Origin of the sequence: Virgibacillus sp. JSM 102003, assembly GCF_041949995.1 — a bacterium.
GTDB lineage: Bacteria > Bacillota > Bacilli > Bacillales > Amphibacillaceae > Lentibacillus.
Genome location: NZ_JBHFQH010000020.1, coordinates 40626 through 54568, shown reverse-complemented (window position 1 = coordinate 54568; position 13943 = coordinate 40626). Strand labels below are relative to the sequence as shown.

The window sequence follows — 13943 nt, the reverse complement described above, 5'->3', positions numbered from 1 at the left end:
GCCGTAGAAATGAAAAGTCATTGTCTTAGACTTTTCATTTCTACGGTCACACCAAGCGAAGCGCGGTAGTAGTTTTGAATGAATAGTTCACCAAAGTGAAGTGTCCATTTTCTTGACAGAAGACCAAAGTTGTCACAAATTCCGCTCAAGTTCACAAAATACGGCTCAAGTTCACAATTTCGAGCGACAGTACAACGACTTTGAGCGGTCGATCCGCAATTCGAGCGAGCACACCACAAAGTCGAGCGAGCACACCACAAAGTCGAGCGACCGCACCACAATTTCAGGCCAGCTGAAAGGATGCCACGACATGCACAACCTTGTAGAACGGATGAAAGAAAAGGATATACGCGCATTGGCACGGGCTATCACGATGGTTGAAAATGACCATCCTGATAAACTTGCCATGCTAAGTGATGTATTTTCGATAAAAAAACATGCGCGCTACGTTGGTATTACAGGGTCTCCTGGTGCCGGGAAAAGTTCGTTGGTGAACCGTTTAATCACCCATATCCGTAACGAAGGAAAAACGGTAGCAATTATCGCGGTTGATCCGACAAGTCCGTTCAGTGGTGGTGCATTACTTGGTGATCGGGTGCGGATGAATGAACATTTCACTGATGATGGTGTTTATATCCGCAGTATGGCAACACGTGGGAGTCTTGGTGGCCTAGCCAGGGCAACAAAGGATGCGGTGCGAATTTGTGATGCTTATGGGTTCGATGTTGTGATGGTGGAAACGGTTGGTGTCGGTCAATCCGAGCTTGATATTATGAAACTCGTTGATACAACGGCGCTTGTTTTAACACCAAACAGTGGTGATGTCCTGCAGATTTTCAAAGCGGGGATCATGGAGATTGCTGATTTGTTTGTCATTAATAAAGCAGACCTCCAGGGAGTGGGGAAACTGAAAGCACTCCTGAAAGAGCTTGTGATGATGACAACCAAAGGTGACCATGAACCGTCTATCGTTAAAACGATTACAACGGAAAATAAAGGCATCGATAAATTATGGAAAAAAATAGAACAGCATCATGAATACTTATACAGCACCGACGAAGGATTAAAACGCCGAAAACAGCAGCAGGAATTGGAAGTATATGAACTGGTCCGCGAAGAAATATGGCGTGATGTTAAATCGTATATCGAAGAAACAGACATAACTATTGAGGCGAACAGTGATCCATATCAATTGGCGAAGGACTTATTTGATAAATGGAAGGGGGACATTAAATGACTCAGAACCAGAACCAAATCCTTTCTTCTGTAAAAAATAGTGAACTCGTCGAAAAGCGTCGCAATCAGATGATTAAAGGTGCAATCACCCTATTTAAAGAAAAAGGATTTCATCGAACGACAACGCGAGAAATAGCAAAAGAGTCTGGCTTCAGTATTGGTACACTTTACGAGTACATTCGGACGAAAGAAGATGTGCTGTTTCTTGTATGTGATGCCATTTATGAGCAAGTTCATCAACGACTTGAAGCTGCTATTGATTTGGAAAATCCATCTATTACCAACCTGGAGAAAGTTGTAGAATCTTATTTTTACTTAATGGATGAAATGCAGGAAGAAGTCGTTATCATGTATCAGGAAGTGAAATCGCTAAAAAAGGATACCAAAGAATATGTACTGCAAAAAGAGCGGGACATGGTTGGTATGCTTGAGAAAGTAATCGTTACTTGTCTGCCACATGAAATTTCGAAGCAGGACGCCGAGTTAGTGGCGAATAATATTTTCATACAGGGACATATGTGGGGGTTCAGACGCTGGGTCCTGCAAAAACAATTTACCCTTCAAGAATACATTGATCGACAAATCCATTATTTAATGGAATCACTGGCAATTGACAGAACAATAGTAAGAGATAAGGAGGCTTGATGATGATGGAACAACCAGAACTGTATAAACCGACAAATCCGGTCCGTTTTGTAACAGCATCAAGTTTATATGATGGACATGATGCATCAATTAATATTATGCGACGAATTCTTCAGGCGAGTGGAGCAGAGGTTATTCATCTTGGGCATAATCGTTCAGTAGAAGAAGTTGTTTATGCAGCCATTCAGGAAGATGCACAAGGAATTGCGATGTCATCCTATCAGGGTGGTCATGTTGAATATTTTAAATATATGATTGATTTACTAAATGAACTTGGTGCCACACATATCAAAGTTTACGGTGGTGGTGGGGGAACAATTATACCACGTGAAATTAAAGAGTTGCATGAGTACGGAGTGTCATGGATATTCTCACCGGAGGATGGCCGTAAATATGGGCTCCAGGGTATGATTAACCTAATGCTGGAAGAATGTGATTTCCTTCCACCAATCGATCTGAAAAAAGACAAAGAAAAACTGCTAACTGGTGAGCGTCAGGCGATTGCCCGGTACATTACCTATATGGAAAGTAATCAGGAGAGTGATGAAGAAAAGCAGCAAGTTCTGAAGTCATTGCAATCCGAATCAAATAATGCCCCAGTACTTGGTATTACCGGTACAGGTGGCGCAGGGAAGAGTTCACTAACCGATGAACTGATCCGCCGCTTCATCAATGAAGTTCCTGATAAAAAAGTTGCGATCATTTCAATTGATCCGACGAAAAAGAAAACAGGTGGCGCATTACTTGGTGACCGAATCCGGATGAACGCAATTTTTACCGATCGTGTTTATATGCGATCGCTTGCGACACGTGACTCCAGAAGTGAACTTTCTAAGGCAATCCAAGACGTAATCGATGTTGTCCGTGCTTCAGGGTATGACTTCGTTATTATTGAAACAAGCGGTATCGGGCAGGGTGACGCTGCGATTACGGATGTAACGGACTTATCCATGTATGTCATGACAGCAGAATTTGGAGCGCCATCACAGCTTGAAAAAATTGACATGATTGATTTTGCAGATTTCATTGTAATTAATAAGTTTGAGCAAAAGGGTTCTGAAGACGCATTGAATCAGGTACGCAAGCAATATGAACGCAGTCATATGCTTTTTCATGGAGATAAAGAAAAGTTCCCTGTTTTTGGTACAATTGCCAGTCAATTTAATGATGCAGGGACGAATGCATTATTCGCATCTCTTATCGATACATTAAATGAAAAACATGACTGGAACGATGAAATCAGTTTTGAACGTAATATTATCGCGGAAAAACAAAACATGATCATCACCAATGAACGCCGCCATTATTTACGTGAGATTTCAACGCACGTACGTAACTATCATCAACATGCGGAAAAACAAAGTGATATTGCGCGGAAACTTTTCCAGCTTGAAGGTGCGAAAGAAGCAGTAGAGGATGAAAGCACGAAAAAGGTTATTGATCAAACGTTTGATCAATACGAGGAAAAGCTTGATCCCACTGCGAAAAAGTCACTTCAGGCATGGGATGAAACAAAAGAAAGATACAGCCAGGATAAACTGACATTCTCCATTCGGGATAAAGAAATTGAAATGGATATTACAACAGAGACACTAGCAGGGTTAAAAATCCCTAAAGTTGCATTTCCGAAGTTCTCGGACTGGGGAGAACGTTTGAAATGGCTGATGAAGGAAAATGTTCCTGGAGCATTTCCATTTACTGCCGGCGTTTTTCCATTTAAACGAAAAGGGGAAGACCCTACACGTCAGTTTGCTGGAGAAGGCACACCTGAGCGAACAAATCGTCGCTTCCACTATTTATCAAAAGGCGAGGAAGCAAAACGCCTGTCAACTGCATTTGATTCGGTGACATTGTACGGTGAAGATCCTGCACCACGTCCTGATATATATGGAAAAGTCGGCGAAAGTGGCGTAAGTATATGTACGCTTGAAGACATGAAAAAGCTGTATGATGGTTTTGATTTAATAGATCCAAAAACTTCGGTATCCATGACAATCAATGGCCCTGCTCCGATTATTTTGGCAATGTTTTTCAATACAGCAATTGACCAGCAAGTTACAAAATTTAAAGAGGAAAATGGCCGCGAACCAAACAAGGAAGAGTATGAGAAGTTAAGGGATGACACAGTGTCTGTTGTACGCGGAACAGTCCAGGCGGATATCCTGAAAGAGGACCAGGGACAAAATACATGTATCTTCTCAACAGAGTTCGCACTGCGTATGATGGGTGATATCCAGCAATACTTTATTGATAAAGAAGTTCGCAACTATTACTCTGTTTCGATTTCCGGCTATCATATTGCAGAAGCTGGAGCTAACCCGATTACACAGCTTGCTTTCACATTGGCAAATGGCTTCACGTACGTGGAATACTATTTGAGCCGTGGGATGGACGTAAACAAATTTGCGCAGAATCTGTCATTCTTCTTTTCAAATGGATTGGATCCGGAGTACACCGTAATTGGACGTGTTGCACGCCGTATTTGGGCAGTTACAATGCGTGATAAATATGGAGCGAATGAGCGGGCTCAGAAGCTGAAATACCATATTCAAACATCTGGCCGTTCCCTGCACGCACAGGAAATTGATTTTAACGATATCCGAACAACATTGCAAGCATTACTGGCAATTCAGGATAATACGAATTCCTTGCATACCAATGCTTTTGATGAAGCCATCACTACACCGACAGAAGATTCTGTTCGTCGGGCAATGGCTATTCAAATGATTATTAATAAAGAATTCGGTTTAACGAAAAATGAGAATTCAATGCAAGGGTCATTTATCGTTGAAGAGCTGACAGACTTAGTTGAAGAGGCTGTTTTGCAGGAATTTGAAAAAATGAATGACCGTGGCGGCGTATTAGGCGCAATGGAACGTCAATATCAACGTGGCAAAATCCAGGAAGAATCCCTATACTATGAAGGTAAAAAACATTCCGGTGATCTTCCGCTTGTTGGGGTAAACACGTACTTGAATCCGAATCCTCCTTCAGAGGAAAAAATAGATTCAATGGAACTTGCGCGAGCATCCAAAGAGGAAAAGGAACATCAAATCAGCGAACTGCACAATTTCCAGGCTGCTAATGAAGGCCAAACTGAAGCGGCATTATCAAGCTTAAAAGAAGTTGCAGCCTCAGGCGGAAATATTTTCGTTGAGCTAATGGAAACAGTAAAAGTAGCAAGCCTTGGCCAAATAACCAACGCCCTATACGAAGTAGGCGGACAATACAGACGGAATATGTAAGTGCGAAAAGCGCAGGTGCCTTGAAAGACACGACAAGCATAAGCAGAGCGCCGCAGTGTGGGCGCTATCCACACGGAGGCGAACTGCTTATACTCGAGTGTCTAGGCACCAGAGCTAGATCAAAAGGCGGCGCATTGCCGGATTAACGTACCGATGCAAAAACAGGTATTTGGCTCAAACGGACACACATTTGGCTGAAGTTCACAGGAAACCGGCTCAAACTGTCACACTTTCGGCTTAAGTTCACAACTTTCCGGCTGAAGTTCACAATTTAACCAATTAAGGAGGAACCTACATCAAAGTTGAGGAAATTATCTCTTTTTCTCAACTTTTTTGTAGTTTATACTAGCATATTAAGGTGAGATTTGTTTATAATGTATGGTATGATTTATGGAGAGCATATTAAATAGAGTTTGTTAGAAAACTTGGCTTATCGTTAAAGGATTCTTTTAAAAAAGTATATTGCTTTGTTAGACCCTTAATACTTTAGAGTACAAGTTTTAAATACTTATTATATTTAGTTCACTAATACATGAAAAAGGGAGTGCGGTATCGTGAGCCTGAAAAAATATAGCCGCGAAGAACTTGAAAGAAAACCAATGATCGAATTGGCACATTTAATCTTAACAGACAAGAAAAAGGCCCAGGATTTCTATGAAGTTTACGATGAAGTTGCGAAGCTAAAAGGATTTACAGAAAAGCAAAAATCGGATAACATAGCACAATTCCATACTAATCTGACAGTTGACGGCCGGTTTATGGCCCTACACACAAGTAGCTGGGGTCTGAAACGCTGGTATATAGTCGAAGAAACAGATGAGGAAGTAGCGGCAGCACCTAAGAAAAAGAAAAAAACTAAAGCTAAACCAAAGCCAAAAAAGAAAAAAGCTAAAACAGAAGAACCGAAAGAGGAAGAAGAAAAGGATATTCCCGCCGATGATATAGAAGTGCTAACAGGTGACTTTAAAGAAGCGGGCGACGATGACGAAGATAGTGATGATCTTTTCGATGAAAGCTTTGATGATGAATCAGACGATGAATTCGATGATGATGAGTTTGATGAAGATGATGACGAGTTTGACGACGACGAAGAAGACAAAGACGATAAAAAATAAAGCTTTTTTCGTACGTTTTATTGCTCGCAGTTGATATAATGGTAACAACTTGCGAAATATTTGAGTGTTATGAACACCGTTCTGGATATGCACTTCGCACCCCTTAGAGACGGCTGGCGATCTCTAGGTGCGTGAGTGTATTCCAGCTGGTGTTCAGAGAGATACACTAAGTAATATAATTGGATATTCCAATCTCACGTTTTGTATCAACTACGACAAAAATAATAAAAGGCCCGCTTGACTTTTTTAGCCCATATGAGTACAATTTTTATTGGGCTCTTTAAATTCGAAGTCATAAAGCGTTTCCCTTGATTAATAGGGGAGGCGCTTTTTTTATTTTATAGGAAATTATAAAATTTAAGTGCTGTGGATAATTGGCTTTTGTTCTTTTATATAATATCAGGCATTTCGCTTAAGAGTTTGCGAATGCCAAAGTAGAAATCAACATGGCTGTCGAATGCACAGCCACTAGAGTTTTCACATTGGCAATTTGAGGTTTTGCGGACACCAGAGCACTTATTTAGCACAAATGCACGATAATGGAAGTGTTTGCGGACACCAGAGCACTTATTTAGCACAAATGCACGATAATGGAAGTGTTTGCGGACACCAGGAACCTTATTTGGCACAAATGTCCTCTATTAACCATGATCTAGGTAAAATAAGGGCTTCTGTTTCCGAATAAGTTCGAGAAGTTCACTTTTTTATAGAAATAGCGTCTCCTGTGTCCGCTAGAGAATACCGTTTCGTCCGCCATTTATTATGAGAATGTATATGTAATCAGCTGGAGAAGTATTTTCATACAAAACCATAAATACATTTTTACTGTATAAGTGCAGATAGAGGCATTTCGCCTATGTCTTGGCGGTAAGACAAGCATTTCTAATGTTTAACCCTTGTTATTTAAGCAGAACATAGTTTAGAAAGGTTTTTAATCAGGCAGGCAAAATATAAATCTAATAATTTATAAAGAAAGAAGAGGGATGAATAGTGACGAAGTATATTTTTGTAACAGGTGGTGTTGTTTCTTCACTAGGAAAAGGAATAACAGCAGCTTCATTAGGTCGGTTGTTAAAGAACAGAGGTTTAAAAGTAACCATTCAAAAGTTTGATCCGTACATTAATGTTGACCCGGGAACGATGAGCCCATACCAGCATGGTGAGGTTTTCGTTACAGAAGATGGCGCAGAAACTGATCTTGACTTAGGCCATTATGAACGGTTTATTGATATCAATTTAAATAAATACAGTAACATAACAACTGGAAAAGTATATTCCAGTGTTATAAAAAAAGAACGTCGCGGCGATTATCTGGGTGGAACGGTACAGGTTATTCCCCATATAACAAATGAAATTAAAGAGCAGGTTTTTCGCGCGGGACAAGCTACAAAAGCAGATGTTGTTATCACGGAGATTGGCGGAACAGTTGGGGATATTGAATCCTTGCCATTTTTGGAAGCAATCCGTCAAATTAAGAGTGACATCGGGAAAGAACATGTCATGTATATTCATTGTACGTTAGTACCGTACATTAAAGCTGCGGGGGAAATGAAAACAAAGCCGACCCAGCACAGTGTGAAGGAATTACGTTCATTAGGCATTCAGCCAGACACAATTGTATTGCGTACAGAACTGCCAATCAGCAAGGATATGAAAGAGAAAATTGCATTATTTTGTGATATCAACGAAAATGCAGTTATTGAAATGCCTGATGCAGATACATTATACCAGGTTCCTATCTCATTGCAGGAGCAGCAACTGGATCAGCTGACATGTGATCATTTCGGATTGGAATGTCAGCCGGCAGATATGAGTGAGTGGAAACAACTGGTCAACAAGGTAAGAAATCTTTCCGGAACGGTTACAATCGGACTTGTCGGAAAGTACGTTGAGCTCCCTGATGCATACCTTTCAGTTGTCGAATCGTTAAAGCATGCAGGTTTTTACTATGATACGGACATTGAAATTAACTGGATTAACGCTGAAAAGCTCGATGAAGAAACAATTAAAAATGAGCTGAAGCATGTCGACGGTATTTTAGTACCTGGTGGTTTTGGTGATCGTGGAATAGAAGGAAAAATTGAAGCAATTCGCTATGCACGTGAAAATAAAATACCATTTTTCGGTATCTGTCTTGGAATGCAGCTTGCTACTGTAGAATTTGCCCGTAACGTACTCGGATTGAAGGGTGCACATTCAGCAGAAATCAATCCAAAAACGCCGTATCCGATTATCGATTTATTACCTGAACAGAAAAATATATCTGATTTTGGCGGTACATTAAGACTAGGCATTTATCCTTGTAAATTAACAGATAACACAAAAACGAAAGCAGCTTATGATGGGGCGGATATTGTTTATGAACGTCATCGCCACCGTTATGAATTTAATAATGAATATCGGGAGCAAATGAAGGAAAATGGATTCATTTTTTCTGGAACAAGCCCTGATGACAGATTGGTCGAAACAATTGAGGTTACCGACCATCCATGGTTTGTGGCGTGTCAATTTCACCCGGAATTTAAATCACGTCCAACTAGGTCGCAAGCATTATTTCATGGCTTCATTGGTGCAGTGGTTAATAAATAATTTAACGATGAAACAATATAAAAGACCTATATAGAGAACGTATATTCGTTGTTTATGTGGGTCTTTTTAATTATAAGTGACTTTCCATCAATATGACATAAAAAATATGTTCTTTAAAAAGAAGGAATTTTCACTATCCATGTAGAAATATGTGAGTAGAGATAAATTTATGTTCGAGGTGGGAGAAGGTTATCTTTATGAAAAAGGAAATATTAGTGGTTGATGACCAACCAGGTATTCGCTTACTTTTACAGGAGATATTCACAAATGACGGGTATCATGTAACGATGGCAAAAACCGGGAAGGAAGCATTGGATATATTATACAATAGCTCATTCGACTTGCTGATGCTGGATTATAAGTTGCCTGTTGTGGACGGTGTGCAGGTAATCCAGAAGTTGGAACATGATAAAGTTGAAATACCTGTTATTTTAATGAGTGGTTTATCGGAAGAAATTTTGGAGGAATCTCAACAATTCGAGTTGGTAAAAAAAGTCCTAGCAAAGCCATTTAATGTTCAGGATGTCAGTAACTTTACAAAAGGTTTAATTGGATGACGTAACCAAAGGTATAAATAGATAGCAATTGTGCAGCTGACTGATACCATTAGCTGCTATTTGTTATGCGGGATACAGCTGGATAGGCACTTTCGCTTTTGTTCTTGCGAGTTGATGATGTTGTTGGTATTCTTATATTGTAGTTTAATTTAATAGAGACAGACATAGTCATCTAAGGAGGATATAGAATGCCATTAGTATCAATGAAAGATATGCTCGAAAAGGGCAAGGAAAATGGCTATGCAGTTGGACAATTCAATTTAAATAATATGGAATATGCCCAAGCTATTCTGCAGGCTGCTGAAGAAGAAAAGTCACCGGTTATTCTTGGTGTTTCTGAAGGCGCCGGAAAATACATGGACGGATTCAAAGTGGTGGTTTCAATGGTTAAAGCACTCATGGAAGAGTACGGTACAACTGTTCCTGTTGCTATCCATCTTGATCATGGTTCAAGCTTTGAAGCATGCGCAAAAGCAATTCAGGCAGGGTTTACATCTGTAATGATTGATGCGTCTTCACAACCATTAGATGATAATATTGCATTAACTAAAAAAGTGGTTGAACTGGCACATATTCATGGCGTATCTGTTGAGGCAGAACTTGGTCGTGTTGGCGGGCAGGAAGATGACATAATTGTTGAAGATGCAGAAGCTGCATATGCAATCCCTGCAGAGTGCGAAAGACTTGTAAACGAAACAAATGTTGATTGCTTTGCACCAGCTCTTGGTTCCGTACATGGTCCTTATAAAGGTGAACCAAACCTCGGATTTGACCGCATGGAGGAAGTCATGAACCTGACGAATATTCCACTTGTATTGCATGGTGGTACGGGAATCCCAACAAAAGATATTAAACGTGCAATTTCCTTAGGTTCAGCAAAAATTAATGTAAATACAGAGAGTCAGATTGCTCAAGCGAAGAAAGTTCGTGAAGTATTAAATGAAAAACCTGATCTATACGATCCACGTAAGTATCTTGGCCCAAGCCGTGACGCAATTAAGGAAACGGTTATTGGAAAAATGCGTGAATTTGGTTCTTCCAAACAGGCAAAATAGTACGAGCAATCTAAGCATAATGTTAGTAGAAAGACAATTGTATGAAAGTGAGGGACATAAACGATGAAATTTTTTATCGACACAGCAAATATAGAAGAGGTCCGTTCCGCAAATGAACTTGGTATCTTAGCAGGCGTGACCACGAACCCAAGTCTAGTAGCAAAAGAAGGTATTTCTTTTCATGATCGATTAAAAGAAATTACAGATGAAGTGTCAGGTTCAGTAAGTGCTGAGGTTATTGCTGAGGACGCTGAAGGCATGATTAAAGAAGGTAAAGAACTTGCGGCAATTGCACCAAATATAACCGTTAAAGTTCCGATGACATTGGAAGGACTCAAAGCTGTAAAGGCATTCAGTGATCTGAATATCAAAACGAACGTTACATTAATTTTTAATGCCAATCAAGCGTTACTTGCTGCACGAGCAGGTGCATCATATGTATCGCCATTTCTTGGTCGTTTAGATGATATTGGTCATGATGGAATGACGTTAATTTCAACGATTTTTGAAATATTTGATCTTCATGATATAAGCACAGAAATCATTGCCGCATCAATCAGGAACCCATTACATGTTATTGATGCTTCACTAAATGGAGCGCACATAGCAACAATTCCATATAAAGTTCTAGGTCAGCTTGTTAAGCATCCATTAACAGAACAAGGTATTGAAAAATTCCTGTCTGATTGGAATAACCAAAAATAAGCGCATAGAATTGGAAAAATTGTGCAACATAAAGGAAATAAAAGTAAACAAACAGGAAATATGTTTTTCAAAATTAACTTTTTGAATAACCTCAACCGGCAAAAGGGGCTATAATTATGGCCACTCCGGAATTAGTACATTCTGTACGTCAAAAAGTGAGGTGCCACAAATGCAGAAAATGCTAGTGGAAGGCGGAAACTTATTAAACGGGAAGGTCCGAATCAACGGGGCCAAAAATAGTGCTGTCGCGTTATTACCTGCTGCACTTTTAGCTGATTCTCATGTAATGATTGAAGGGCTACCAGAAATTTCAGATGTATACACCCTTGGTGACTTGCTTGAAGAAATTGGTGGCAAAGTAAGCTGGGATGGGCAGACAGTGCATATTAATCCAGAAAATATGGTATCAATGCCACTGCCAAATGGAAAAGTGAAAAAACTCCGAGCGTCCTACTATTTCATGGGTGCGATGTTAGGGAAGTTTAACCAGGCAGTTATCGGTTTGCCGGGTGGCTGTCACTTAGGCCCTCGTCCAATTGATCAGCACATCAAAGGCTTCGAGGCACTTGGAGCCGAGGTTACCAATGAACAAGGTGCAATTTACATCAGAGCCAATGAACTAAGAGGTGCACGAATATATCTGGACGTCGTTAGTGTTGGCGCAACAATTAATATTATGCTTGCTGCTGTTAAGGCAAAAGGTAAAACAGTCATTGAAAATGCAGCCAAAGAACCAGAGATAATTGATGTAGCAACGTTGCTGACAAATATGGGGGCGAAAATTAAAGGTGTCGGAACAGATGTTATCCGAATTGAAGGTGTTGAGAATCTGCACGGATGCCGCCATACCATTATTCCTGATCGAATTGAAGCTGGAACCTATGCAATCGCAGCTGCAGCTCAGGGTAAAGAAGTAATTATCGACAATGTGATATCACAGCATCTGGAGTCTGTATTAGCTAAGTTACGTGAAATGGGCGTGGTAGTGGAAGAAAAAGACGAGCAACTATACATTGCACCGAAAAAGCCACTCAAGAGCGTTGATGTTAAAACACTAGTCTACCCAGGCTTTCCTACCGATTTACAGCAGCCTTTTACAACGTTATTAACTAAAGCAGTTAATACAGGTGTTGTTACAGATACAATTTATTCAGCAAGATTAAAACATATTGATGAATTACGGCGAATGAATGCTATAATAAAAGTTGAGGGTGGTTCTGTCATTGTCTCAGGACCAGTGCAATTAGAAGGTGCACGCGTAAAAGCAACCGATTTACGTGCGGGTGCATCACTGATTATCGCCGGACTAATGGCAAATGGAATCACCGAAATTACCGGCCTGGAACATATTGATCGAGGATACGAGAAAATTACAGAGAAACTAATCGACCTCGGTGCAAATGTATGGCGGGAAGAAATGACACAACAGGAAATAGAGCAATTTCAAAATTCGTAGTCCAAAGCGCCCGATTAGCGACGTATGGACTGCGCCCGCGCATCGCGGGTGGATCGATGTTGCCGCGCATAGCGGCGGTATTAGTCGATCATTCCTTCCGTATGAGATAAAGGAAACACGAAGAGCGCATGCGATTCGCTGTTGACTTATCGTAAGGAGGAGAAGGAAGTCCACTAGTCGTTGGGAGCTGGAGCTGGACGTAGAGAGAAAAAAACAGATGCTCTAATTCTGCGTTGTTATCTCCATATTTAATATCTTCTTGGGATGAGGGTATTACATTTAAAGGGAGAGAGATATCATGGAAAGAAGTTTAACAATGGAAATCGTACGCGTCACAGAAGCAGCTGCCCTATCATCAGCTCGTTGGATGGGACGAGGCAAAAAGGAAGAGGCAGATGATGCTGCAACAACTGCTATGCGGGACGTTTTTGATACAATCCCGATGCAGGGTACAGTTGTAATCGGTGAAGGGGAAATGGATGAAGCGCCAATGCTTTATATTGGTGAGAAGCTTGGTACTGGATCTGGCCCTAGTGTGGATATTGCTGTTGATCCGCTGGAAGGAACAAACATTGTTGCCCAGGGTACATGGAATGCACTAGCAGTTATTGCAATTGCTGATCATAAGAAACTTTTGCATGCACCAGACATGTACATGCAAAAATTAGCTGTCGGTCCAGAATCAGTAGGCAAAGTGGATATAAATGCATCAACACTTGATAACTTAAAAGCTGTTGCCAAGGCAAAAAACAAAAATATGGAAGACCTTGTGGCAGTCGTTTTGGATCGCCCACGTCATGTGGAGTTAATTGAAGAAATACGCGCTGCAGGTGCACGCATCAAGTTACTTCCAGATGGCGATGTCGCGGGTGCAATGAATACGGCATTTGATGATACAGGTGTAGATATTTTATTTGGGATAGGTGGAGCCCCTGAAGGTGTACTTGCTGCAGTTGCCCTGAAGTGTCTGGGTGGTGAAATGCAAGGGAAGCTTGTCCCTTCAAACGATGAAGAAAGAAAACGTTGTAAAGAAATGGGTATAGCTGACACAGATAAAGTATTTTACATGGATGATTTCTGTGGCGGTGATGATGCAATCTTTGCTGCGACAGGAGTTACTGACGGTGAATTGTTACAGGGTGTCCAGTTTAAAGGTGTCAAAGCAACTACACAAACAGTAGTTATGCGCGCTAAAAGCGGAACAGTCCGCTTTATCGATGGTGATCACAGCCTGAAGAAAAAACCAAACCTCGTAATGGAACCATAATAAATTATTATTGAAGGGAGCCATATTATTCTCGGCTTCCTTCTCTATTAATCATCCAACTGGCAAGAATATA

General features: G+C 40.6%; 10 protein-coding genes. All 10 read left to right on the top strand.

The genetic code is table 11. The annotated features are described in order from the left end of the window. The first annotated feature begins 310 nt into the window (after window positions 1-310). Window positions 311-1237 (top strand): methylmalonyl Co-A mutase-associated GTPase MeaB, encoded by a 927-nt coding sequence (meaB, locus tag ACE1TG_RS17985; RefSeq protein ID WP_375053787.1) that lies wholly within the window; start codon window positions 311-313, stop codon window positions 1235-1237. Continuing rightward, window positions 1234-1881 carry a TetR/AcrR family transcriptional regulator gene (locus tag ACE1TG_RS17980; protein ID WP_375053786.1) on the top strand — a complete coding sequence of 216 codons (648 nt, stop codon included), beginning with the start codon at window positions 1234-1236 and terminating at the stop codon, window positions 1879-1881. The genes meaB and ACE1TG_RS17980 overlap by 4 nt, the downstream gene beginning before the upstream one ends. Window positions 1882-1886: 5 nt before the next feature. Next, window positions 1887-5126 carry a fused isobutyryl-CoA mutase/GTPase IcmF gene (gene icmF / locus ACE1TG_RS17975; protein ID WP_375053792.1) on the top strand — a complete coding sequence of 1080 codons (3240 nt, stop codon included), beginning with the start codon at window positions 1887-1889 and terminating at the stop codon, window positions 5124-5126. Between the two features lie 554 nt (window positions 5127-5680). After that, a complete protein-coding gene (gene rpoE, locus ACE1TG_RS17970) occupies window positions 5681-6241 on the top strand; it encodes a DNA-directed RNA polymerase subunit delta (protein WP_375053785.1) in 561 nt (186 codons plus the stop codon). 990 nt (window positions 6242-7231) lie between these two features. Further along, the gene (locus ACE1TG_RS17965) at window positions 7232-8830 is read left to right on the top strand and encodes a CTP synthase (RefSeq protein WP_375053784.1); all 1599 of its coding nucleotides are present in this window, start codon (window positions 7232-7234) and stop codon (window positions 8828-8830) included. A gap of 197 nt (window positions 8831-9027) precedes the next feature. Next, window positions 9028-9387: a response regulator gene (locus ACE1TG_RS17960; RefSeq protein ID WP_375053783.1), complete on the top strand. Its 360-nt coding sequence runs from the start codon at window positions 9028-9030 to the stop codon at window positions 9385-9387. A 188-nt stretch (window positions 9388-9575) separates the two neighbouring features. Next, window positions 9576-10442: a class II fructose-1,6-bisphosphate aldolase gene (gene fba, locus ACE1TG_RS17955; protein ID WP_375053782.1), complete on the top strand. Its 867-nt coding sequence runs from the start codon at window positions 9576-9578 to the stop codon at window positions 10440-10442. A 63-nt stretch (window positions 10443-10505) separates the two neighbouring features. Then, on the top strand, window positions 10506-11147 hold the full coding sequence (gene fsa / locus ACE1TG_RS17950; protein ID WP_375053781.1) for a fructose-6-phosphate aldolase: 642 nt from the start codon (window positions 10506-10508) through the stop codon (window positions 11145-11147). A gap of 169 nt (window positions 11148-11316) precedes the next feature. Next, window positions 11317-12603 carry a UDP-N-acetylglucosamine 1-carboxyvinyltransferase gene (locus ACE1TG_RS17945; protein ID WP_375053780.1) on the top strand — a complete coding sequence of 429 codons (1287 nt, stop codon included), beginning with the start codon at window positions 11317-11319 and terminating at the stop codon, window positions 12601-12603. Window positions 12604-12901: 298 nt separating this feature from the next. Continuing rightward, on the top strand, window positions 12902-13870 hold the full coding sequence (gene glpX / locus ACE1TG_RS17940) for a class II fructose-bisphosphatase (RefSeq protein WP_375053779.1): 969 nt from the start codon (window positions 12902-12904) through the stop codon (window positions 13868-13870). Window positions 13871-13943: the final 73 nt, after the last annotated feature.

Excerpts from the sequence above, each read along its gene's own strand:
- meaB (WP_375053787.1), top strand. The coding sequence starts at position 311 with ATGCACAACCTTGTAGAACGGATGAAAGAAAAGGATATACGCGCATTG.
- ACE1TG_RS17980 (WP_375053786.1), top strand. The coding sequence starts at position 1,234 with ATGACTCAGAACCAGAACCAAATCCTTTCTTCTGTAAAAAATAGTGAA.
- icmF (WP_375053792.1), top strand. The coding sequence starts at position 1,887 with ATGGAACAACCAGAACTGTATAAACCGACAAATCCGGTCCGTTTTGTA.
- fba (WP_375053782.1), top strand. The coding sequence starts at position 9,576 with ATGCCATTAGTATCAATGAAAGATATGCTCGAAAAGGGCAAGGAAAAT.
- ACE1TG_RS17960 (WP_375053783.1), top strand. The coding sequence starts at position 9,028 with ATGAAAAAGGAAATATTAGTGGTTGATGACCAACCAGGTATTCGCTTA.
- glpX (WP_375053779.1), top strand. The coding sequence starts at position 12,902 with ATGGAAAGAAGTTTAACAATGGAAATCGTACGCGTCACAGAAGCAGCT.
- ACE1TG_RS17945 (WP_375053780.1), top strand. The coding sequence starts at position 11,317 with ATGCAGAAAATGCTAGTGGAAGGCGGAAACTTATTAAACGGGAAGGTC.
- fsa (WP_375053781.1), top strand. The coding sequence starts at position 10,506 with ATGAAATTTTTTATCGACACAGCAAATATAGAAGAGGTCCGTTCCGCA.